Below are 21,611 nucleotides of genomic sequence, written 5' to 3' on the forward strand. Positions count from 1 at the left end.
AGCAGATGCGGTACTACAACATGAAGCGGAGGGACTCCGGGGTGGGGTACGTGCCGCCTGTGGAGTGCCTTCGAGCACGGGGGATCCACCCGCCGGTCTTAGTCGAAACCGGCCCTCCAAGTGGTTCCGTTTCCGGGGCGCAGGTCCGACACCACCTGACCGATGAAATTAAGCAATGTGTTCTTAGCCAATAGCCGGCCGCTGAGCTCTAAGTGTGCCACTCTCTATCCCTCCAATAAATCTTTCGGTGTCTTGCGGCCTCTTGCAGTCCGCTCGAAGTCGTCGTCGAAGCTGATGATCGTAAGTCCATAGCGCTCTGCAACCACATATTGATAGGCATCGTCAAAATCAAGGCCGAACCGCTGTGCGATCTGAGCTAACTCCCTCGCATCCTTAGCGGATAGCCTCAGCAGACGGACTCCACCAGTTATGATGAGGTCCTCCACAAATCGTACAAAGACGTCAAAGAGCTTACAGCGAAACAGGACAATGCCCACAGAGTAAAGTGAGAACTCCGAGATGTGGAGCCTCTCCCTGGGAATGGATCGCAAGAGCCTCTCAACCTCATCCGCCCTATCCTGATCAAGGAGGAGTTCCAGAAAGATGTTGCTGTCAAGCAAATACATCAGTCTCCCCACCACTCAAGAATCTTGTGTTGGAGCTCAACAGAGGTGTATTTACCCCGCAAATCGCGCAGCGCTCCCCTCCAGTCGAGCTTTAGCTCGCCCTTCTTTTCCGCTTTAAACCCAGCGACTCGCCTCTCCAGGAGGAACTCCACGAAGTCCCGCACCTGCTGCTGGAGTTCGGGCGGCAGTTGATCGACCAGCTCCTTCAGCGTCTGCATGGTTCACCTCCCCCTTGCACTACGCGGGATGTTCTCACTACCCAAATCGGGCCTTCCGCCTTATTTCTTACCCAGGCTTTTGATCTCTTCCACCACATCGTGAACGGTCAGCCCCTTGAGCCACTCTTCCCGATCCCGGGTATAGTCGCCGCTCCCCGTTTCGAACTGCTGGAGGAACCGCACCATCCCGATAGGCCCCAAGGCCTTGGCCAGTGCCTCAATACCCTGCTCCCTAATCTGAGCTGGGGTTGCCTTTGGAATAGCCGTCTTCCGTCACCTCCATAAGCCATAGGATAGGGTTCTCAACTCTTACATGCAAGCTGCTCTGAAGTTCTTTAGCTTTAGCCAGCATTCGGTCATCGGTGGTGAGCAACACATCAGCACCCCTGCTTCGGCACAGGCGATATGTAAAGCGTCGAGGGCTTTGAAACCAAGCCGTTCGAGCTCCTCGGCTCGAACCTGCACCGATTCGGTCACGCTCTGCTTCACTTGGGCCATGAACGCCAGGGACCGAAAAAGCGGGGGAGCAGAGGAGACGGGGGGCATGGGAGCGTACCTTCTTCGGACTGGTCATCAAAGGGCCTGTTCAAGCAACATACGTCAAGATAGATGAGCATCCTCCCCTAGGCTGAACAGCACGCAAAGAACAGCCCTCTCCGCCGCGTGACCATCGCCGTAGGGCCACCCTAATTCCACCCCAGGCCGAGCCTCTAAGGCCGCCTGAACAATCCGCCCCGGGTCGGAGCCCACGAGGGTGTTCCACCCTGCCTCCACCGTCTCCACCCATTCCGTCTCCTCCCGCAGGGTCACACAAGGCACCCGAAAGAAAAAGGCCTCCTTCTGGACCCCGCCCGAGTCGGTGAGGATCACCCGGGCGTTCTTCTCCAAAATCAGCATGTCCAGGTAGGAAACCGGATCAAGCACTTGTACATCCATTGGGCGAAGACCTATCGCATCCAATTGCTTCCGCGTGCGAGGGTGAACGGGAAGGATCACAGGAAGGACCTCCCGCGCTATTTGCTCCAGGCCCTCAAAAATGGCCCGCAGCCGTTCCGGCTGGTCGGTGTTCTCCGACCGGTGGACGGTGGCCAGGGCATAGCCCTTGGGCTCAAGGCCGAGCTCCCCGAGTATCCGGGACTTGCGCTCGGCAAGCTCCCCGTAGAGGAGCACGGCGTCGTACATGACGTCGCCGGTGTTGGCTACTACGGGTCCGTGGTGCGTAGTCCGTGGTGCGTAGTGCGCTGTGCGTGGTCCGTTGTGCGTGGTCCGTGGTCCCATAGTCTGCGGTGCGTCGTCAAGGGGGAGGAGGTGGCCGGCGTTGAGGATGTTGGTGAAGCCTTCGCGGCGGAGGTTTTCCACAGCGGTCTTGGTCGGGCAGAAAAGAAGGCTTGAGACATGGTCGGTGAGGAGCCGGTTGATCTCCTCGGGCATCCGCCGGTTGAAACTGCGCAGGCCCGCCTCCACGTGGGCTACGGGGATGTGGAGCTTGGCTGCGGCCAGGGCTCCGGCCAGGGCAGTGTTGGTATCCCCGTAGACCATCACCAGGCCCGGCTTCTCCTTGAGGAGCACTTCTTCAACGCGTTTTAGCATCTCGCCGGTTTGGCAGCCATGCGTGCCGGAGCCCACGCCCAGGTGGTAGTCCGGGGCCTTCAAACCCAGCTCATCGAAGAAGACCTGGGACAGCTCGTAATCGTAATGCTGGCCGGTGTGGAGCAGAACTTCTACGAGCTGATCACAACGCTCCTCATTGTAATGGGCGATTGCGCGAAGAATTGGGGCAGCCTTAATAAATTGAGGCCTGCAACCGACAACGTCAATAATCTTCATGTGCTCCTCGCTTATTCGCCGCACAATCCGCACTTGCGAGTCTACTTTCCTTATCTAATGCCACTTTGCCAAGTACTTCGACGTCCGCAACGGAATGAGCATCCATTCTCGAGGGTCATTCGGTGCCCTACGGCTGTCGTTCATAGATCACCTTCCCTTCCTGTAGAGCGGTCCTGTAGATGAGACCGATTGAGTCCTTATAACGCTCAAGATCTTCCGAGGTGGCCACCACCACATCCACCGCCTGACCTACCCCGATCAGATTCATGTAGATGCGCTGAGCCAAATGTCTTTGATGAACACCAGATTTAACGACTAACAGGTCTAAATCGCTGTTTGGGACCATTCTCTCGCGTGCTGCGGAGCCAAAGAGTCTTATCGGGGTCCGCAACTTCCACAATCCGTCGTACAATCTCATCGAGCACGCGAGGGGACACCGTGCGCACACTCATCGCCCATCAACCTCCCCTGGACCTTCGGCCCTCAATTCTACTCCTCTGGCGCCTGAACGGCTCCACGTCTTGACCATCAACGATGACGGCTCGCGCCAAAGAATGCTCGTATGCTATGGACCACGTACTCTTGCTCATCCTCGGTGAGCTCGGGGAACATGGGAAGGGAGAGGACCTCGCGGCTCGCCCGCTCGCTCTCCGGAAGGTCCCCCTCATGGTAGCCGCGGCCCTTAAAGCAAGGTTGCAGATGGAGCGGCAGAGGGTAGTAGACCTCGGTGCCGATCCCATGCTGCTTGAGGTGCTCCCGCAGGGCGTCGCGACGGCCATCTTCGACACGGATTGTGTATTGATGAAAGATGTGGGTGCGATCCGGAGCCCTGTAAGGTAGCACAATCCCTGGCAGGCTGCCGAGGAGTTCATCATACCGATCGGCGATCCGCTGGCGGGCGGCCGTCCACTCCGCCAGGTGGGGCAGTTTAGCCCGGAGGATCGCGGCCTGGAGGGCATCGAGGCGGGAGTTGTAGCCCACCATGTGGTGGTAGTACTTGGGCTTTGAGCCGTGGACCCGAAGCAGCCGAACCCGCTCGGCAAGATCGTCGTCGTTCGTCACTACCATCCCGCCATCGCCATAGGCCCCGAGGTTCTTGGTGGGGAAGAAGCTGAAGCAACCGAGGTGGCCAATCGTACCCGCTTTGCGGGTTGGTCCGTGGTGCGTAGTGCGTTGTCCGGAGTATTCGGCGCCAATGGCTTGGGCGGCGTCTTCGACCACGTAGAGGCCGTATTCCTTGGCCAGGGCCATGATCTCGTCCATGTCGGCCATCTGGCCGTAGAGGTGGACGGGGATCACCGCCTTCGGCGGAGTCCGTGGTCCGGAGTCCGTGGTCAAAATACGCCTTACATCGGCGGGGTCGAGATTGAAGGTGTGGGGGTCGATGTCCGCAAACACCGGGGTGGCCCCCAAGTTGTGCACCACCCCGGCGGTGGCGAAGAAGGTGAAGCTCGGGACAATCACCGCATCGCCGGGGCCGATCCCGAGCGCCCTGAGGGAAAGGAGAAGGGCGTCGGTGCCGCTCGCCACGCCGATGGCGTGCTTGACCCCACAGAACTCGGCGACCTCCCGCTCCAAGGCCTCCACCTCCGGGCCCATGATGAATCGCCCCGAGGCCACCACCCGGCCGATGGCGGCGTCGATTTCGGGCTTGATGGCCTGATACTGACGGGTTAGGTCAAGAATGGGAATGTGCATGCCTCATCTCCTTTTGTCCGTGGTGCGTGGTGCGTGGTCCGTGGCCCACAGCGTGACCGCAGCTTGCTCTGAAGGTAGCGGATGAAACCGTTGAGAAGCTTCTTCACGCCAACGGCTTCAGTATACAGCTGGTCGAACTGCTCTTGGCTAACGTACCCCTGGTCGAGAGCGATGTAAAGATGGGATTGGAGCTCGGATGCAGACCTGAAGGCATAGCTTAGAAAGCGGATGAACTCTTGGTCTGACCGACTGTCGAACCCCTCGGCGATGTTTGCCATGATGGACACAGCGGCTCGCTGCAACTGGTCCTTCAGCCCGAAATCCTTGGCAAGGTCGGTCTTCTTGGACACCGCGTACACGGAACCAGCCAAGCTCCTGGCCGCCTTCCAAGCTTCGATGTCCTCGAACCGCTCAATGGCCATCACTCACCGCTCCCAGCACAGGGCGCTGGGGTCTGAGACCCACGGACCATGCACTTACGGACTATGCACCATGGACTATGCACTATGCACCTCGGACCACGGACAACGCACTACGGCCCCCCCTCCAACTCCACCCGGTCACCGCTCTTTCGGTAGCGGCGGCCGCAGGCACTGCACACAGCCGCATCGCCCTCGAACCGAAGGCTAACCCCACATTGGCAGGCCCACCCGATTTGCCTTGCCGGCACCCCGGCCACCAGGGCGTAGCGGGGTACGTCCTTGGTCACCACCGCCCCTGCGGCCACGAACGCCCACTCCCCGATCGTCACCCCGCACACGATGGTCGCATTGGCCCCGATGGACGCCCCGTACTTCACATGGGTGGGAAGGTAGTCCTCGCTGCGGTTGCGGGGGAACGCGGAACGGGGCGTCTTGACGTTGGTAAAGACACAGCTTGGACCACAGAACACGTAATCTTCGAGGATCACGCCCTCGTACACCGACACGTTGTTCTGGATCTTCACGTGGTTGCCGATCTTCACATTCTTGGCCACGAACACGTTCTGGCCGAGGGTACAGTCCTCCCCAATTTCCGCCCCAGCCATCACGTGGGAGAAGTGCCAGATCTTCGTGCCTCGGCCGATCTTGGCCCTGGGGTCCACGTAGGCCGACTCGTGCACGAAGTGGTCGCTCATCTCGCCTCCGAAAGCTGTCGGGTCGCCTCCTCCAACACCCGCACCACCGGCACTGCGCTTTCCCCATCGGAGAGAGGCCGTTTCCCTTCGGCTACGCACTCCAGGAAGTGGGCTAGCTCAAGCTTTAAGGGCTCCCCGTGGCCCTGGAAGACGACCTCGGCCCCTTCGTCTCGGCTGGTGAGCTGAGGGGTGATGGCCTTCCGGTGAAACGTCACGGTCTGCTCCACCTCATCGTACACCAGCATTCCTGCCTCCCCGATGACCGTGAGCCTCCGCCGCTTCTCCGGCCACAGCCAGGACGCGTGCAGGTGGGCCCGGATGCCCCCAGGGAACCGTAAGTGCAGGTACACATCGTCCTCAACATTTGGCTGGAGCGCAGCCTGCCCCACCACCCTCACCTCGCCAGGCTCACGCCCAACAAGGTACAAGACGACAGCCACGTCGTGAACCCCGAGGCTCCACAAGGCGTTCTCCACCGACCGGGCGCGGCCCAGGTTGAGCCGTTCCTGGTGGAGGCTCCAGATTTCGCCGAGGGCCCCCGAGTCCAGGAACTCCTTGATCCAGCGGACGGCCGGCTGGTAGAGGAGGAGGTGCCCCACCATGAGCACCCGCCCCCGCTTTCTGGCCAGGGCCACGAGCTCTTCGGCCTCGTGAGTGGCCAGGGCTAGGGGCTTCTCCACGAACACGTGCTTTCCGGCAAGGAGGGCCTCCTTGGCCAAGGCGGAGTGGGTTGCCGCGGGGGTGGCAACGGCCACGGCCGGAAGATCGGACTCGAGGAGAGCATAGTGGTGGAGGTAAAGGGGCACATCGGGGTAAAGGATGCTCAACTCGGCCCGCAGATCGGGGCGGATCTCGGCGATTCCGCCAAGGGCCCCAAGCTCGTGAAGCGTGCGGGCCAGATTCTTGCCCCAGCCCCCGGCGCCGATCAGTCCGACCTTCATAACAGGGTGATCCGCTCCCGGTGCTCCCGCACGTTTCGGGTGGCGTTGCGGGTGTCCAGCACGTGCTTGGCGTGGGCCACCAACCAGGCGTAGTCGATGCTAGTATGGTCGGTGGCGATCACCACCAGGTCCTGGGCGCCGACGAGGTCGGCGGTGAGGGGCTGGCTTTGCATTGCCAGGGCTCCGTCGCGGAAGCTCGGCACATAGGGGTCGTGGTAGGTCACCTCCGCCCCATCCGCCTGAAGGAGCCGGATCACGTCGAGGGCCGGTGACTCCCGGTAGTCGTCGATGTCTCGCTTGTACGCCACCCCAAGGACGAGGATCTTGGCGCGCGATGGCGCCACCCCGAGCCGATTGAGTACCCGATGCGCCTTCTCCCGCACGAACTCCGGCATCCTCCGGTTAACTTCCCCGGCCAGGGCGATGAAGTGGGTGCTGAAGTTGAGTTCCTTCGCCTTCCACTCCAAGTAGTGAGGATCCACAGGGATGCAGTGGCCGCCCACACCTGGGCCGGGCCAGAAGGGCATGATCCCAAAGGGCTTGGTGAACGCCGCCTCGAGCACCTCCCACACGTTGAGGCCCATCCGGTCGCAAAGGAGCGCGAGCTCGTTCACAAGGGCGATGTTCACCGCCCGGAACGTGTTCTCGAACACCTTCACCAGCTCTGCCACCTTGGCGCTGGAGACGGCCACTACCTGCTGAACGGTCTGGGAGTAAAATGCCATCCCGATCTCTAAGGACTCCGGACCTACTCCCCCGACCACCTTGCACGTGTTCTGCGTGGTGTACCGCTTGTTGCCGGGGTCCACCCGCTCGGGCGAATGCACAAGGTAAAAGTCCTGTTCCACTCGGAGACCGGAGCTCTCCAAGATGGGGAGCATGAGTTCTTCGGTGGTGCCGGGATAGGTGGTGGACTCCAAGCTCACGAGTTGGCCGGGCCGCAGGCCGGCGGCGATCTCCCGGGTGACCCGCTCCACGTACTGCAGGTCCGGGGTGAGATTCTTGGTGAGGGGAGTGGGCACACAGATCACGACCACGTCCATTTCGGGAACACGGGCGAAGTCGGTCTCCGCATGGAGGAGCCCGCGGGCCACAAGGTCGCGGAGCTCCTCGTCCCGAACGTCGCCGATGTAGTTCTCACCGTGGTTCACCTTATCTGCACGCACTGGGTTCTGCTCCACTCCAAGCACCCGGAACCCCACCTTCGCCTTCTCCACGGCGAACGGGAGGCCCACGTACCCGAGCCCTACCACGCCGACCACGGCTGTGCGCTCTCGGATCTTGCGCAAGAGCTTGGCCTTATGGTTGGTCAATCTAGACCTCCTTCGCCTTGCTTAGCGGGCATATAAGCCCCACGTAGCCTGTGCCCACGACCGCCAAGCACATAGGTTCGGCCATTATAACACCTCGTTCGTTGGGTTCATTGGGTTCCGGGTTCTTTGGGTACGTTGAGTTCGTTGGGTTGGTTGGGTTCGTGGGGTGCGTTGGGTTTCACGGCCGAGGAGATACGTGATGAGGGCGGCGACCTGGCGGGCCCAACCGTCCAGCTGGTCGTAGACCCTCTGGAACTCTTCGCGGGTGATGTATCCCTGGTCGAGCGCCACGTACAGGTGACTCTGAAGCTCTGCTCCGAGCTCTTGGCCATGAACAAGCACTGCGTGAACTCCCAGCGTGTTTGCCATCATAGACACCGCGGCCCTGCGCATCTGATCGCAGAGCGCGTAGTCCCTCCTGCTTTCACCCTTGCCTGAGATGTCATACACAACTCGCGCGGTCTCTCTGGCCACCTGCCAGACTTTCAGATCCTCAAACCGCTCCGCCTTCGCCACGATGTGCCCCCTCAAACGGCGCCACCCAATAAACTCAAGGAACTCAACAACGCCGAAGGCTGGTCCTCTCCGTCTCTATGTGCTCGGCGGTGAGCGTGGTGGCGATGCGCAAAATCTGGGTTTATGGTGCTTACGCCTCGGAGATTTCGATCGTGGCTCGATATCCCAGGCGTTCGAGGAGATCCTCACAATCGTCCCAGGTCAGCCCGAAGGCACGCACATCGGCCAGCCCAACCGCGCGATTACATCGCGAACACTTTCAAAATGAGCTTCTTCAAATTCCCCCTCCCTCATGGCCTCCTCAGCCCAATGGACGAGCCCCTCCAAGCCGATGCGATGGCTGAGGTACTCCTTGATCCGTTGCACAACGTCCTCTCGAGTGATCATGTCGCCTCACCTCTCCCCCACGATCTTCCGATGGTCCTTATCAACGGCGATCTCGATCGTATACCCAAACGGCTTCGGCCAACACTGTCGCTCCAAAACGGCCCTGCGCCGTGAGATCTTTCCATTGCGGATCGCCTCCTCGCTTTGCAGCGGGCCGTAGTGTTCATACGGCGCACCGAAGGGATGAGCATTCGGACACCGGGAGGGAATGTAGAAGTTGTCCAACACCTTGCCCTTTTCAACCAGATCTTGGGGAACCCCTGCCGTTGGGGGAAACTCGGAAAGGAGCTTGGCCACCACGTGTCCCCACGCTTCTTGACCTAGAGAAAGATGCAACGCCTTGACCGCCTTCTCCGCTGCTTGATGGGCCGCAAAGCATGCCCATTCGTGCCGGCCCGCCCGCCGCGAGTCCGCAGCCTGCTCGAAGTCCCGCTCCGCCTGAGCCAACCAGTCCCGAGCACGGTTCCCCATGGGCTCACCCTACTCCATTGTACCTACCCGACCCCGAGGATCCCTGCCATGGGTCCATTCCCACCACTTCACCGGACATCGGGCGCCCGCGCTCGTTTGCACATCCAGGCCCAGGCCGTCTCCACGATCGGCTCAAGCGCTGTGTACCCCGGCTCCCAGCCAAGCTCCCGCCGGGCCCGGCTGGGGTCGGCCACGAGGACTGCAAGAGCCCCGCTCAGCTCACTGCCACGCCCCAAGCCATTCCTCTCGAGAGATGCCTCCTTGCTTCAAAATCCGTCTCAACAGATCGACGCTGACCGTCTCACGGTGAGGGTTGGGAAGGGTGAGGACCACGTCTCCCTTCACCATATACGGGTGCTTCCCGCCTCGGTAAGGGCCATCAAACCCGAGTTTTCGGAGCACCCCCACCAGGTCGCTCCACGAAACCGGCGCGAGCCTAGCCTCCAATTTCGAGCCCTTCGGGCTCCTCGATGCGGTGCCCCCCTACAGGAGGAATGGCTAACCCTCGCCTCAACCGGACAAGGATCCACCCCTCAAGCACCTCTTTCAGGTTCTGCCGACACTCCTCCAACGTCCTCCCCGTAGCCCACACCCCACCGAGCCCGGGGATCTCCCCATAGTACGGCTCCTCGTCCTGAATGAGCTCGTACCGTGCGCCGGAGAGCGCCGCTTCAATATACTCCGTAATCATTCGCCTCACCTCCTGGGAGGCATGTGAGCCAGAATGGGATCCTCAGTTGACCAGCTTGTCCATCAAGTCCTCAACCGTGTCGTGGCGAACTTCACCCCATTCGTAGGCGCCCCAGTCCCTCGACCACCTCCGCCTTTCGGCCCCCCGATGTTGCATCAACCCACACCGGATGATCCAAGCAACATGAATTGCTCCTCCGACGGTATCGCCTCCACGACTTCAGTGTACATGAACCAGCCCACGGCCTACAACGCCCCGTCGGCTTGATCTACCGCCTGCGGGCGCGCTGCATCCAGGCCCAGGCCGTCTCCACGATGGCCTCCAGGTCCGTGAACTTGGGCTCCCACCCCAGTTCCCGCCGGGCCCGGCTGGGGTCGGCCACCAGCGCCGCCGGGTCCCCCGGCCGCCGGGGGGCTTCCACCGCTGGGATCTTCCGCCCCGTCACCCTCCGGCAGGTCTCCACCACCTCCCGCACCGTGTACCCGCGGCCGATCCCAAGGTTGTACGCCCCGCCCGCCCCTCCCTCCATCATCCTCTCCAGGGCCAGCACATGGGCCCGGGCGAGGTCGGAAACATGGATGTAGTCCCGCACCGCCGTCCCGTCCTTCGTCGGGTAGTCGGTCCCGTAGATCTCCAGGTGTGGCCGCTTCCCCGCCGCGGCCTCGAGGACGATCGGGATGAGGTGGGTCTCCGGGTCGTGGAGTTCCCCGATCTCCCCCTCCGGGTCGGACCCGGCGGCGTTGAAGTACCGGAGGGCGATGTACCGCAGCCCGTACGCCCTGGCGTAGTCGGCCAGGATCTCCTCGACCACGAGCTTCGTCCGGCCGTACGGGTTCTTGGGCTGGGTGGGGTGATCCTCCGGGATGGGCAACGCCACGGGATCCCCGTACACGGCGGCGCTGGAGGAGAAGATGATCGCCTTCACCCCGTGGGCGAGCATCGCCTGAAGGAGGTTCAAGGTTCCAGCCACGTTGTTCCGGTAGTACTTCTGGGGGTCAGCCACCGACTCCGGCACCGAGGTGTGGGCGGCGAAGTGGATCACCGCGCAAATGGGATGCCGGGCGAACGTCCGCTCAACCAGGCACGAATCGGCAAGGTCGCCCTGGATGAACTGCTCGCACAGGACAAGCTCGCGATGGCCGGTGGAGAGGTTGTCCAGCACCACCACCGGGTAGCCACGCCGGAGGAGCTCCTTTACCGTGTGGCTCCCGATGTAGCCCGCCCCGCCTGTAACTAGGATCATCTCCCCTCCTCAATCCGTAATCCGTGACCCGTGATCCGTTACAAAAGCTTTGAGAACTCGTCGGGGGAGAGCTCGGCATCACGCAGGATCTTGCGCAGGAGCCCACGGCCAATCTCTGTACCGGGCCGGAGTCGAGTCATCCCAGGGTCACGCGCTGCACACCCACGAACTCCGGCACCAGTACCTCTTCACCCGTCTCCTCAAGGCAAAGCACAATGGCTTCTTTGATGTTCGCCATGAGTTCATCGAGCGAGCCCCCCCTGAGAGGAGCAGCCCGCCAAGCCCAGCACCTCGCCCACGTAGAAGCCGTCCTCATCCTTCTCGATGACGACGTAGAACTCCTTCCGCACCGCCATCACCCCCTTCTATCCCCAGCGAAATCCTTGCCTCATCGCCCACGAAAAGCTTACGGCCGGTCGCCTGTCCGTCCACGATTACGTTGCGACCGATCACCGAGCCGGTGATCCCCGTCACCCCCTCGATCCTCGCCCCGTCCATGAGGATGCTATCCGCCACCTCGGCATCGCGGACCACGGCCCGGGGGCCGATGGCCACGTGCGGGCCCATGGCCGCCCCCTCCACCACCGCCCCCTCGCCGATGACCACTGGCCCCACGATGCGGCTTCCCCGCACCCGGGCCCCGGAGGCCACCGCCACCGGGCCCTCGATCCGCGTGGCTCGATCCACCTCACCCTCGATCCGAGAGGAGAGCCGATCGAGGAGCAACCGGTTCGCGAGGAGGAGGTCCTCCGGCCGGCCCACGTCCTGCCACCACCCCTCAATCCGGTACGGCAGCACCCGATGTCCATGGTCGATCAGCCACTGGAGGGCATCGGTCAGCTCCAGCTCCCCCCGAAACGACGGGCTCACCGCCCGCGCCGCCTGGAACACCCGGGCGTCGAACGCGTACGCCCCCACCACAGCGAGGTTGCTCGGGGGATCGGCGGGCTTCTCCACCAGCCGCTTGAGCCGGCCTCCCTCCACCACCGCCACCCCGAACCGGCGGGGGTCCTCCACCCGAGCCAGGGCCACGGCCGCCGCCGGCTTCTCCTCCCGGAACTGCTCGACCAGGCCGGCCACCCCGTGCTCGAGGAGGTTGTCCCCGAGGTACACGTGGAACGGCTCCTCCCCCACGAACCCCTCCGCACACAGGACGGCGTGGGCAAGGCCCTTGGGCTCGGGCTGCACGATGTACGTGATCTCGATCCCGAACCGCTCCCCGTCCCCAAAAAGCTCGCGAAACTGGCCCTCCACGCTGGGGCTGACCACGATCCCCACGTCGGCGATCCCCGCCTCCCGGATCGCCTCCAGGGCGAACGCCACCACCGGACGCCCGGCCACGGGAAGGAGGTGCTTGGCCAAGGTGTACGTGAACGGCCGCACCCGGGTGCCTCCCCCGCCACACAGGACCACCGCCTTCATCGAGGGCATTCTAATGCGAACCCCCTGTTGCTTGCCCGTACGCCGCTCCTACCATCACCCGCATAGGGAAAGGAGACCCCATGCGCACCGTGCTGGCCGTGACTTTGGCCGCTTCGTTCGCTTGTGTCGCGTGCGGGGAGACGGTCGCGGTCCTTCTCGCCCAGGCCGAGGCGTTGATGCCGCTACGATCTTGGGACCCTGGAGACGGCCATCTGCCTCTACGAACAGGCGTTGGCCCTGGACCCCGGGAACCCAGCGATCCTCACCAAGCTGGCCCAGCTCTGGTACGAGTGGGCGGTGCTCGTGCCCACGGAGCGGGAGGAACCGGGGCTGCGCAAGGCTGCGGACTACGGATTTCAGGCGATGGGCCTCGCGGGCCTCGCTTCTGCCCAGGCCATGCCCGACGCGGAGTTCCAACGGTTCTTGGCCGGGGTCGGCGATCCGGCCGCGCTCCTGTGGGCGGCCAATGGGTGGGGGCAGCTCCTCGGGAAGATGAACCCGTTCTCCGCGTTCTTCGCCCTCCCCAAGATCCGGGCCATGTACGAACGGCTCCTTGCGGTGGACGAGACGTACTTCGGCGGCTCCCCCCACGAGGCGTACGGATCGCTCTTGGCCAACCTCTCCGACTACGGGCTCCTCTTTGGGGTCAAGCTCGCCGACGCCAAACCCCACTTCGAACGGTCCATCGCCCTCGACCCCACGTACCTCGAGGCCTACGTGACCTACGCCAAGGAGTACGCGGTGCGGGCCGGCGACCGGGCCCTGTTCGAAAAGCTCCTCAAGTACGTGCTGGCAGCGACCATCGGCAACTGGCCGTGCTGGAACGAGCACGCCAAGGACAAGGCCCGGGAGTACCTGGCCGAAATCCACCGGTACTTCCCGTGAAGTGGGTCCTGCTCGTGGCGGTGGTGGGGGCGATGGCGGTGGCCGGGCGGCCGCCGGAGGTGCGGCCCCTTCCGTTCGGCTCGGCAGCGCGGGCGGTGGGGGAAGTGGCCCGGGCCCTGGGCGGGGCGGGGGCTGTGCGATCCCTATCCCGAGGCGGCCGGCCCGTTCCTCGCCCTGTTGCGCCACGTGCCAAGCCCGGTACGGCACGCCGTGATCCAGTGGGGGATGAGCCAGGCGCTGGGCTACCCCCTCCGGGCCCTGGCGGGGTTCGACCTCGAGGCGTTCTTCGCCGAGTACACCCGGCGGTATCCGGCGATCGTGCTGGGGTCGCCCGGGGGCGGGGTGGCCTATCTCGCCGCCCTCCTCGACGCCCCGTTCCTCCCCGCGTGGGCTCGTTGGGGTCCGGCACCGCATGGACCCGGACGACCTGGGGACGTACTTGAGCACCGCCCACGGGGCCATGGGGTACCTGCGCCCGGATGGCCGGTTCGAGCTCATCGTCCATTGCGATCCCATCCACGACCGGGACCTGGTGGCCCACGCGTGCCTGATCCGGGTCCAGCTCCTCGCCCTCCCGGAGGCGTACCGGAAGTTCATCCGCAACCACCTCGCCCCGGGGGGAACGCTCATCCTGGCCGAGGGGACCTACCCGTGGCCCCAGGTGGCGCTTGCCCCCGGGGTGTGGCTCCAGGTCGGGGGCCTGGGCGGGATTTCGCCGGAGGAGTACCTGGCCCGGTACCCCCGCCGGGGCCCCTGAGCCTGCGCCGGGAGTCGGAATGGGGGTGCCCCGAGGGTTTCGCCCAAGATCTGCGCGCGTTCACCCAGTCCGAGGGCATCCCCCTCGTGGAGATCCCCGCCGACCACCCGGTGGGCCAGAAACTCCTCCTCCACCCCACCTACGCCGCGCCCCCGGATTGGGCATCGCTGGCGGAATGGCGAGAGTCCCTAGGGGATGGGCTTTCGATCCTGGTGGACGAGCGGTACTGGCCGGACGACCCCTACGCCCCCTTCGCCGTGGCGGCGGAACTGGCCCGGCTGGAGGGGGAATGGGTGCTCGCCGAGCCGCTTACGCTTTCGGCCTCAGAACTGGTGAGGCTCCTGGCCCGGTGATCCCCGACACGGGGGAGGAACGCCCGGGGGCCCTGGCCGTCCCCCACCACCTCGAACGGGATCCCGTAGGCGGCGGAGAGAACCTCCGGGGTCAGCACGGCGGCCGGGGCGCCGTCGGCCAGGGAGCGCCCACCGGCCAATGCCATCACCCGATCGGCGTAGAGGAGGGCATTGTTCGGGTTGTGGGTGGTCACCACAACCCCGATCCCGGCCCGGGCAAGCCCCTGGGCCACCGCAAGCACCCGGTGTTGGTTGGCCGGATCGAGATGGGCGTCCGGCTCGTCGAGGAGGAGGTACCGCACCCCCTGCGCAAGGCCCCGGGCGATGAGCACCAACCGTTGCTCCCCACCGCTCAACGTGGGGAACGTCCGACCGGCCAGGTCCCACAGGCCCAAGGTGCGCAGGGCATCGGCGGCGGCGGCCCGGTCCGCCCGCCCCGGCCGGGAGAGCCACCCCACGTGGGGAGCTCGCCCCATCAACACCACCTCCCAGGCGCTGAACCCGAACGCGAGCTGGTGGAGCTGGGGCACGTACCCGATGCTCCGCGCCCGGACGGCGGCGGAACACGACCGCACCGGCCGCCCGTCCACCACCACCTCCCCCTTCGCCGGCGCGCGCAGGCCGCCTAAGCACTCGATGAGGGTCGTCTTCCCGCTCCCGTTGGCCCCAAGCAGGAACACCACCTCCCCCGGGAAGAGGGCGAACGACACCGCCTGGAGCACCGGCCGACCCGGGAGGTACGCGTAGGACAACCCACGGGCGGCGAGGGTCATCGCCACCCCCCTTGCCGCCGGAGAAGCCGCATGAACAGGACCAAGAACACGGGGACGCCGATGAGCCCGGTCAGCACCCCGAGCGGGATCTCCGTGGGGAGCGCCGTCCGCGCCAGGGTATCGAGGAGGAGGACCACGCTCGCCCCGAGCCCCGCCGCAGCGGGGATGAGGTACATGTGGTCCGGCCCAATCAGGGCCCGGGCGGCATGGGGCACGATCAACCCCACCCAGCCGACGACGCCGCTCACCGAGACCGCGGCCGCGGTGAGGAGCGTCCCCACGGCGATCACCGCCAACCGAAACCGGCCCACCCGAACCCCGAGCGCCGTCGCTTCCCCCTCCCCAAGCGCGAGCAGGTTCAGCCGCCATCGTACGGGAAGGAGAAAGGCCAGGCCGATCGCGCTGGCCACGCCCAACGGGAGGAGGTCCGCCCACCGCACGGTGGATAGCCCCCCGAGAAGCCAATAGGTGATGGCGGGAAGGGTTCCCAATGGGTCAGCCACGTACTTGATCAAGCCCAAGATCGCCGAGAGAAACGAATCCACGAGCACCCCGCTCACCACCAGGACGAGGAGGCCTCCCCCGAACGCCCACCCGATGAGGGCCACCAGCCCCGCCGCAGAAAGCCCCAGGGCAAACGCGAGCGGCTGCACGATGAGCCCGCCACCGGCGAGAAGGGCCAGCGCCGCCCCGAGGCCCGCCCCGGAGCTCACCCCGAGGATCCGCGATTCCACGAGGGGGTTCCGGAACACCCCCTGGAACGCGACCCCGGCCACGCTCAAGTTCACCCCCACCACGGCCGCGGCCAGGGCCCGCGGCAGGCGCACCCGCAGGATGAGGGCCCGCACCACATCCGGGACATCGCCCCCGAACAGGGCCGCCCAGGCACGCCCCGGCCCGATCCCATACCGGCCGAGCGCCAACGACAGGAACAGGAGCGGGACCGGGAGGACGAGGAGCCCCCACGCCAGGGCCGCCCGGCGCGGGTTCACCGGCCCAGGAACGCCGCCCACTCTTCCGGCGTGAGATTGCACCCGTAGAACTCCGCGTAGAACCGGGACACCTCCGCGACCACATCCAGCCCCACCCGGCCCGGATGGAGGAGGTCGGCCATCCACAGGAGGCCGAGGGCCGACTCCGGGACCGGGACGTCCCACGGGGCGACGAGCCGAGGGAGCTTCCACACCCGGCCCGCCTTCACCGCGGCGATGGCCTGCCAATCCGGGTCGCCGAGGATATCCTCCCGCCGCACGTTCCCGTAGGAGGGGATGAAGATGACCTCCGGGTTCCAGAGGAGCATCTGCTCCAGGTTCACGTTCTGCCAGGAACCGCGGAGATCGCGGCTCACCGGGATCCCCCCGGCGAGCTCGATCAGCCGGGCCTGGTACATGTCCCCGCTCGCCACCCGCAGCCGCTCGGTGCCGAGGAAGCAGGCCCGCGGCCGGGCCGCCTCGGGGATGTCGGCGATCGCCGCAGCCACGGAGAAGAGGATCTGATCGTAGAAAGCGACCAGGGCGGCGGCTTTCTCCCCTACGCCCAGCGCCCGCCCGGTGAGCACGGTCGCCTCCCGCACCCCGGCGAACGTCTCCGGAGCATAGAGCAAGCACGGGACACCCAGCTCGGCCAACAGCTCGGCAAGCTGCCGGTGCTTGGCCGCCCCGGCCAGGACGAGGTCCGGGGCCCGGGCCACCACCTCCTCCACCGTGGGCTCGCCGATCAGGATCTTGGCCTCAAGGTCCGGGTCCAGGCAGCCCAGCACCGCCCGCGACCGGGGGTCGTCGGGGAGCTGACCCACGTAGCGGGCGCCGATCAGGACGTCGGCCTTGCCCAGGGCGTACACGTACCAGGTGGCGATGCCGTACGCGCTGACCACCCGCGCCACCGGCGTGGGGACGGTCACCGTCCGGCCGGCCTGATCCACCTGGGTGATCCCTTCCGCCCACCCCACCACCCCCACCGCGACGAGCAGCACGAGAAGCTTCACGTAGCGCATGTCCCCTCCTTTTCCAAGGTCGCCTGACATTCCGCAAGCCAAGTAAGCACGCACTCCACCTGGGCCAGGCGAAACCGGCGCAAAAGACCGGCGAACCGGTCGGCCGTGGCCTGGCGACCGCTCAGGCGGCGGCGCAGGCGCGAGAGCTCCTGGGCCTCGCGGGCGATGAGCTCCTCGGCCCGGTCCGGGGCGTAGCGGAGGAGGAAGTACAGCTTGGCCAGGAACTCCACGCGGATGTCCCGCACGTGGCGGACCGGGGCGAGGGCCCACCCCCAGAACGCGGCCTCCCCGGCCGGGGTGAGGGCGTACACGTGGCGGGGCGGGCGGCCCGGCTGCTCCTCCACCGACCGCCGGGCGAGCCCGTCCTCCTCCAGGCGGCGGAGGACGGAGTAGAGCTGGCTGGTGGCGATCCGCCACACCGGGCCCAAGCCTTGGTCCAGCCGGCGCCGGAGCTCGTAGCCATGGGCCGGTCCGGCCAGGAGTGCCCCGAGCACGGCCTGCTCCACCGGGAACTGGGCGGCCTTCATGGTTCCTCCATGATGGATTAGTCCATTAAAGAATAACCGGCCAGGCGCGGCCGTCAACTCTAGCCCGCCAGGAGAGCGCGGGACAGGAGGGCATGGCCGTAACGGCGTCCGGCGGTGGCCCCCCGGGCCGCCCGCGGCTACGATCACTGGCCATGGGGCGGTGGATCCTGCACGTGGACATGGACGCGTTCTTTGCCGCCGTGGAGCAGCTCGATAACCCGGGACTCCGCGGCCAACCCGTGATCGTGGGGGGCCTCGGCCCCCGGGGGGTGGTGTCCACCGCCTCCTACGAGGCCCGCGCGTTCGGGGTCCGCTCGGCGATGCCCATGGCCAAGGCCCGCCGCCTCTGCCCGCAGGCCGCGTTCCTCCCGCCCCGGTTCGACCGCTACGAGGAGCTGGCCGGCCGGGTACGGGAGATCCTCTCCTCCTACAGCCCCCTCGTGGAGCCGATCTCCCTCGACGAGGCGTTCCTCGACCTCACCGGCACCGAACGCCTGCACGGCCCTCCGGAACGGGTGGCCGCGGAAATCCACCGCCGCATCCCGGCCGAGCTCGGCCTCCCCTGCTCGGTGGGCCTTGCCCCCAACAAGCTCCTCGCCAAGCTCGCCTCGGAGGCAGCCAAGCCCGGTGGACTCCGCATCGTCCGGGAGGAGGAGGTGGAGGGGTTCCTCGCCCCGCTCCCGGTGGACCGCCTGTGGGGCGTCGGCCCCCAGACGACCCGCAGGCTCGCGGAGCGCGGGGTGCATACGGTGGGGGACCTCCGTCAGGTGGACGCGAGCCCCCTCTGTTCCTGGTTCGGCCCGAACGCCGGGGCCCACCTGTGGCGGCTCGCCCGGGGCCTCGACGATTCCCCGGTGGTGCCGGTGCGGGAGGCGAAGTCCGTCTCCCAGGAGGTGACCTACCCCGAGGACCTGCACCGCGAGGACGCGATCGCCCAGGAGCTGCGGCGGCTGGCGCTCGCAGTGGCCGGGCGGCTTGCCGAGGAAGGCCTGCTCGCGACCACGGTGCGCGTCAAGATCCGCTGGTCCGACTTCACCACCCGCACCCGGCAAGTGCGGCTTCCCGAGCCCACCGACCACCCGGTGCTCATCGCCGACGAGGCGGTGGCCCTGTGGCGCCGCGGGGAGGGCCATGGGGAGAGGGGGGTGCGCCTGCTCGGGGTCGGGCTCGCCGGCCTGGTCCCGGCCACGTTCCGCCCCTTACACCTGTTCGCCTCCCCCCGCCTGACGGAGGCCATCCACGAGGTGCGCTCCCGGTATGGCCCATCCTCCCTGTCCCTCGGGTTGGACAAGGGGCAGGAGGCCCGTTAGAGCCGGCGGGCGTGCTATACTTGAGGCAATCTGGATACTTGGGGTGGTGAACATGAAACGTTGGGGGGCCTTGTTCGCGGTGGCGTTCGGGGTGGCGGTGGCCGCCTACCCCATGAGCCTGTGTGAGTACCGGGCGCCGGCCACGGACCTCGTCAATGGGCGGTTGTCCTTTTACTACCGGCACTTCGACGACCCGGCCACCGTGGGGTCGGACATCAGCTCGGGGCAGTTCGCGCTCAGCTTCGACCGGCTGTCCGACGCCCCGGGGCAGGGGTTCGCGCTGAGCGGGACCGGGGAGTTCTCCCTGTACAACCTGAAGCTGGCCCGCGCGTTCGTCCAGGCCTCGGGGACCCAGCGCCAATACCTGGCCCAGAATGCCCCGTACTTCACGTTCGGTGGGTTCGACTTCTCCCTGGACACGGCCCAGGCCCAGCCGGGGATCGAGGTCCGCGCCGGACTTGGCTACGGGCGGTTCACCGATGTGACCCCCCTCGCCAAGGCGCTCCGCATCGAACGCAAGCTCCTGGAGCGGGGAGCGATCACCGTGGCCCTGTCCCAGGCCACGTTGATGGCCGTGGCCCAGGAGATCGGGCGCCGGGCGGAGTACGAGCAGCTCGCGGACCTGTTGGCGGTGGTGGAGAACCTGATCGAGGCCGAGGCCGGCCTTACCCTGAACGCGCGGGCGGTGCTCCTGATGGAGGAGATCATCGCGGAGGTGGGGCAGGAGCGGTTCTGTGGGTGGACGGCGCAGTTCGGCATGGGCTACGAGCTCCTCGACCCGCGCGGCGGCCCGCGTGATTTCCTGGTCTCGTTCGCCGTGGACGGGGCTATCGCCCCGGAGCCGGGGTCCCAGCTCCTCCTCCGGGCGTTCCTCTCCGGCCCCTACCGGATCCTGGAGCAGCACTCGTTCACCCTGTCCGCCTCCTACGACTACCAGCTCAACGAAACCGTCACCTTCACCGCCCGCTACTCCCTGCGCCAGGTGAAGCCCGCGGGGCAGCTCCCGGCGGGCAACCAGTCCGCCGCGTTTCAACTCTCGTTCGAACTCGGGGGCGCCAGCGTGTCGCTGCAGGTGGCGTTTTCCAAGACCGCCGAGGCCCCGGGCTGGACCCAGGACTTCCTGGTGTCGGCGACGCTGGATCTGTGGTGAAGGACGCTCTCCGACCCATGCCCGTGCGCCGGGCCGCGGTGGTTCTAGTGCGGTTGTACCAGCGGGGGATCTCCCCGGTCCTGCCCCGACGGTGCCGGTTCTACCCAAGCTGTTCCGAGTACGCCGCCCAGGCCCTCCTCCGCCACGGCCTCGTCAAGGGCGGTGGGCTAGCCCTACGGCGGCTCCTCCGGTGCGGGCCGTGGCACCCCGGCGGCTACGACCCGGTGCCCTGAGCCCGGGCGAACTCCGCCCGTACCTCCCGGAACAGGTCCGGATCGGTCCACAGGTCGAGGCAGGTCGCGGCCACCGCCTTGGCCGCGGCGACGGTCGCCCTCCTCGCCGGCTCGGACCGGGCGGCCTCGGCGAACGCCCGGGAGTGGCCGGGGATCTCCCCGGGGCCGATCCGCACGTAGGGATGAATGGCCGGGACCTCCCACGACACGTCCCCCATGTCCGTGGACCCAACGCCCCCCAGCGGCTCCTCCACCGGGTACCCCAGGGCCTCGATGTGCCGCCGGAACGCACGGGCCAGGGCCATGTTCGGACGGATCGCCTTGTACTCGTGCCCCACCTTGCGGAACTCGAGCTCGGCCCCGGTGGCGAGCGCCGCTCCCTCCGCACAGCGGCGGAGTTTATCGACGAGCTCGTCCCGGTACGCATTGTCCGCGGCCCGCACGTAGAACTGGGCCGCGGCGTGCTCGGGGACGATGTTCGGCTTCTGCCCGCCGTCGGTGATGATCCCGTGGATGCGGGCCCCGTCCTTGATGTGCTGGCGCAGGGCGTTCAAGGCGTTGAACGTCTGGATGACCGCGTCCAGGGCGTTGATCCCCTTGTCCGGCTCGGACGAGGCATGGGCGGCCTTGCCGCGGAACTCGATCTGGATCTCGGTGATCGCCAGTGACCCGCGATCGACCAGGGTCTGATCCGACGGGTGCACCATCATCGCCGCATCCACGTCCCGAAGGAGGCCGCCCGCGATGAGCTTGATCTTGCCCCCACCGCCCTCCTCGGCTGGGGTGCCGAGGACGATGAGGGCCCCGGGGAGGTCCTGCTTGAACGGGGCGAGGCCGAGGGCCGCGCCCACGGCGATGGCGGCGATCAGGTTGTGACCACAGGCGTGGCCGAGCCCGGGCAGGGCGTCGTACTCAGCGAGGATGGCCAGGCGGGGCCCGGTCTTCTCCGCGGGGTGCACGGCGCGGAACGCGGTGGGAAGCCCGGCGATCCCCCGCTCCACGCGGAACCCGCCCCGCTCCAGGGCCTCCGTGAGCCATGCCGCGGCCCGGTGCTCCTGGAACCCAAGCTCGGGATGGGCGTGGATGCGCAGGGCCAGGTCCCATAGCTCCCCCTCGATCTCGTCGATCCTCTGCCAGATCCGGTCCTTCATCGGCCCTCC

The 21,611-nt window shown here is 66.2% G+C and carries 26 protein-coding genes and 4 pseudogenes; 6 read left to right on the top strand and 24 right to left on the bottom strand.

Annotated elements, in window-relative coordinates; genetic code table 11:
- Positions 1-224 precede the first annotated feature (224 nt).
- The 18 genes and pseudogenes from NUV94_04645 to NUV94_04730 form a co-directional block, all read right to left on the bottom strand.
- Entirely contained in the window at positions 225-626 is a 402-nt protein-coding gene (locus NUV94_04645) for a PIN domain-containing protein (protein ID MCR4392068.1), read from the bottom strand.
- A complete protein-coding gene (locus NUV94_04650; protein MCR4392069.1) occupies positions 626-844 on the bottom strand; it encodes a DUF2281 domain-containing protein in 219 nt (72 codons plus the stop codon). Before NUV94_04650 ends, NUV94_04645 begins: the two co-directional genes overlap by 1 nt.
- A 60-nt stretch (positions 845-904) precedes the next feature.
- On the bottom strand, positions 905-1,105 hold the full coding sequence (locus NUV94_04655) for a hypothetical protein (GenBank protein ID MCR4392070.1): 201 nt from the start codon (positions 1,103-1,105) through the stop codon (positions 905-907).
- Positions 1,106-1,444: 339 nt separating this feature from the next.
- Complete coding sequence (locus tag NUV94_04660; GenBank protein MCR4392071.1) at positions 1,445-2,671, bottom strand: UDP-N-acetyl glucosamine 2-epimerase; 1,227 nt, start codon at positions 2,669-2,671, stop codon at positions 1,445-1,447.
- Between the two features lie 127 nt (positions 2,672-2,798).
- Complete coding sequence (locus NUV94_04665) at positions 2,799-3,017, bottom strand: nucleotidyltransferase domain-containing protein (protein ID MCR4392072.1); 219 nt, start codon at positions 3,015-3,017, stop codon at positions 2,799-2,801.
- A gap of 182 nt (positions 3,018-3,199) precedes the next feature.
- Complete coding sequence (locus tag NUV94_04670; GenBank protein ID MCR4392073.1) at positions 3,200-4,369, bottom strand: DegT/DnrJ/EryC1/StrS family aminotransferase; 1,170 nt, start codon at positions 4,367-4,369, stop codon at positions 3,200-3,202.
- Positions 4,345-4,791 carry a four helix bundle protein gene (locus tag NUV94_04675; protein MCR4392074.1) on the bottom strand — a complete coding sequence of 149 codons (447 nt, stop codon included), beginning with the start codon at positions 4,789-4,791 and terminating at the stop codon, positions 4,345-4,347. Before NUV94_04675 ends, NUV94_04670 begins: the two co-directional genes overlap by 25 nt.
- Before the next feature lie 110 nt (positions 4,792-4,901).
- Positions 4,902-5,486 (bottom strand): N-acetyltransferase, encoded by a 585-nt coding sequence (locus NUV94_04680; GenBank protein ID MCR4392075.1) that lies wholly within the window; start codon positions 5,484-5,486, stop codon positions 4,902-4,904.
- A complete protein-coding gene (locus tag NUV94_04685; protein MCR4392076.1) occupies positions 5,483-6,427 on the bottom strand; it encodes a Gfo/Idh/MocA family oxidoreductase in 945 nt (314 codons plus the stop codon). Before NUV94_04685 ends, NUV94_04680 begins: the two co-directional genes overlap by 4 nt.
- Positions 6,424-7,740 (bottom strand): nucleotide sugar dehydrogenase, encoded by a 1,317-nt coding sequence (locus NUV94_04690; GenBank protein ID MCR4392077.1) that lies wholly within the window; start codon positions 7,738-7,740, stop codon positions 6,424-6,426. The genes NUV94_04685 and NUV94_04690 overlap by 4 nt, the downstream gene beginning before the upstream one ends.
- Positions 7,741-7,824: 84 nt before the next feature.
- The gene (locus NUV94_04695; GenBank protein ID MCR4392078.1) at positions 7,825-8,256 is read right to left on the bottom strand and encodes a four helix bundle protein; all 432 of its coding nucleotides are present in this window, start codon (positions 8,254-8,256) and stop codon (positions 7,825-7,827) included.
- Positions 8,257-8,769: 513 nt separating this feature from the next.
- A pseudogene (locus NUV94_04700) lies at positions 8,770-9,114 on the bottom strand (HEPN domain-containing protein).
- Between the two features lie 68 nt (positions 9,115-9,182).
- On the bottom strand, positions 9,183-9,350 hold the full coding sequence (locus NUV94_04705) for a hypothetical protein (protein ID MCR4392079.1): 168 nt from the start codon (positions 9,348-9,350) through the stop codon (positions 9,183-9,185).
- Positions 9,334-9,561 carry a type II toxin-antitoxin system HicA family toxin gene (locus NUV94_04710; protein MCR4392080.1) on the bottom strand — a complete coding sequence of 76 codons (228 nt, stop codon included), beginning with the start codon at positions 9,559-9,561 and terminating at the stop codon, positions 9,334-9,336. The genes NUV94_04705 and NUV94_04710 overlap by 17 nt, the downstream gene beginning before the upstream one ends.
- Positions 9,551-9,805, bottom strand: coding sequence for a type II toxin-antitoxin system HicB family antitoxin (locus tag NUV94_04715; protein ID MCR4392081.1), 255 nt, complete (start codon positions 9,803-9,805; stop codon positions 9,551-9,553). Before NUV94_04715 ends, NUV94_04710 begins: the two co-directional genes overlap by 11 nt.
- 268 nt (positions 9,806-10,073) lie before the next feature.
- A complete protein-coding gene (galE, locus tag NUV94_04720; GenBank protein ID MCR4392082.1) occupies positions 10,074-11,048 on the bottom strand; it encodes a UDP-glucose 4-epimerase GalE in 975 nt (324 codons plus the stop codon).
- 136 nt (positions 11,049-11,184) lie between these two features.
- A pseudogene (locus NUV94_04725) lies at positions 11,185-11,404 on the bottom strand (type II toxin-antitoxin system HicB family antitoxin).
- Positions 11,361-12,470, bottom strand: coding sequence for a glucose-1-phosphate thymidylyltransferase (locus tag NUV94_04730; protein ID MCR4392083.1), 1,110 nt, complete (start codon positions 12,468-12,470; stop codon positions 11,361-11,363). The pseudogene NUV94_04725 and the gene NUV94_04730 overlap by 44 nt, the downstream one beginning before the upstream one ends.
- Before the next feature lie 195 nt (positions 12,471-12,665).
- On the opposite strand from NUV94_04730, the pseudogene NUV94_04735 reads away from it, so the two are divergent.
- Together NUV94_04735 and NUV94_04740 are read left to right on the top strand one after the other, a co-directional pair.
- A pseudogene (locus NUV94_04735) lies at positions 12,666-12,746 on the top strand (tetratricopeptide repeat protein).
- A gap of 87 nt (positions 12,747-12,833) precedes the next feature.
- Positions 12,834-13,355: a TRAP transporter TatT component family protein gene (locus NUV94_04740; protein ID MCR4392084.1), complete on the top strand. Its 522-nt coding sequence runs from the start codon at positions 12,834-12,836 to the stop codon at positions 13,353-13,355.
- A 6-nt stretch (positions 13,356-13,361) separates the two neighbouring features.
- Here the strand turns inward: NUV94_04740 and NUV94_04745 are convergent.
- A pseudogene (locus tag NUV94_04745) lies at positions 13,362-13,454 on the bottom strand (RNA-binding protein).
- 313 nt (positions 13,455-13,767) lie between these two features.
- On the opposite strand from NUV94_04745, the gene NUV94_04750 reads away from it, so the two are divergent.
- Positions 13,768-14,112 (top strand): hypothetical protein, encoded by a 345-nt coding sequence (locus tag NUV94_04750; protein MCR4392085.1) that lies wholly within the window; start codon positions 13,768-13,770, stop codon positions 14,110-14,112.
- 241 nt (positions 14,113-14,353) lie between these two features.
- On the opposite strand, the gene NUV94_04755 is transcribed toward NUV94_04750, so the two are convergent.
- The 4 genes from NUV94_04755 to NUV94_04770 are packed head-to-tail and all read right to left on the bottom strand — an operon-like array spanning position 14,354 to position 17,758.
- On the bottom strand, positions 14,354-15,238 hold the full coding sequence (locus NUV94_04755) for an ABC transporter ATP-binding protein (protein ID MCR4392086.1): 885 nt from the start codon (positions 15,236-15,238) through the stop codon (positions 14,354-14,356).
- Entirely contained in the window at positions 15,235-16,230 is a 996-nt protein-coding gene (locus NUV94_04760; GenBank protein ID MCR4392087.1) for an iron ABC transporter permease, read from the bottom strand. Before NUV94_04760 ends, NUV94_04755 begins: the two co-directional genes overlap by 4 nt.
- On the bottom strand, positions 16,227-17,231 hold the full coding sequence (locus NUV94_04765) for an ABC transporter substrate-binding protein (protein MCR4392088.1): 1,005 nt from the start codon (positions 17,229-17,231) through the stop codon (positions 16,227-16,229). The genes NUV94_04760 and NUV94_04765 overlap by 4 nt, the downstream gene beginning before the upstream one ends.
- A complete protein-coding gene (locus tag NUV94_04770; GenBank protein ID MCR4392089.1) occupies positions 17,219-17,758 on the bottom strand; it encodes a PadR family transcriptional regulator in 540 nt (179 codons plus the stop codon). The genes NUV94_04765 and NUV94_04770 overlap by 13 nt, the downstream gene beginning before the upstream one ends.
- A gap of 152 nt (positions 17,759-17,910) precedes the next feature.
- Here NUV94_04770 and NUV94_04775 point away from each other — a divergent pair, with 152 nt between their 5' ends.
- Genes NUV94_04775 through yidD form a run of 3 tightly spaced genes read left to right on the top strand, consistent with a single transcriptional unit; the run spans position 17,911 to position 20,451 of the window.
- Positions 17,911-19,068 carry a DNA polymerase IV gene (locus NUV94_04775; GenBank protein ID MCR4392090.1) on the top strand — a complete coding sequence of 386 codons (1,158 nt, stop codon included), beginning with the start codon at positions 17,911-17,913 and terminating at the stop codon, positions 19,066-19,068.
- A 52-nt stretch (positions 19,069-19,120) separates the two neighbouring features.
- Entirely contained in the window at positions 19,121-20,218 is a 1,098-nt protein-coding gene (locus NUV94_04780; protein MCR4392091.1) for a hypothetical protein, read from the top strand.
- A gap of 17 nt (positions 20,219-20,235) precedes the next feature.
- A complete protein-coding gene (yidD, locus tag NUV94_04785; GenBank protein MCR4392092.1) occupies positions 20,236-20,451 on the top strand; it encodes a membrane protein insertion efficiency factor YidD in 216 nt (71 codons plus the stop codon).
- Here the strand turns inward: yidD and NUV94_04790 are convergent.
- Positions 20,433-21,602, bottom strand: coding sequence for a M20 family metallopeptidase (locus tag NUV94_04790; protein ID MCR4392093.1), 1,170 nt, complete (start codon positions 21,600-21,602; stop codon positions 20,433-20,435). The two genes, yidD and NUV94_04790, sit on opposite strands and share 19 nt — an antisense overlap.
- Positions 21,603-21,611 lie beyond the last annotated feature (9 nt).

Source organism: Candidatus Acetothermia bacterium (assembly GCA_024653305.1).
Taxonomy (GTDB): Bacteria; Bipolaricaulota; Bipolaricaulia; order Bipolaricaulales; family Bipolaricaulaceae; genus JACIWI01.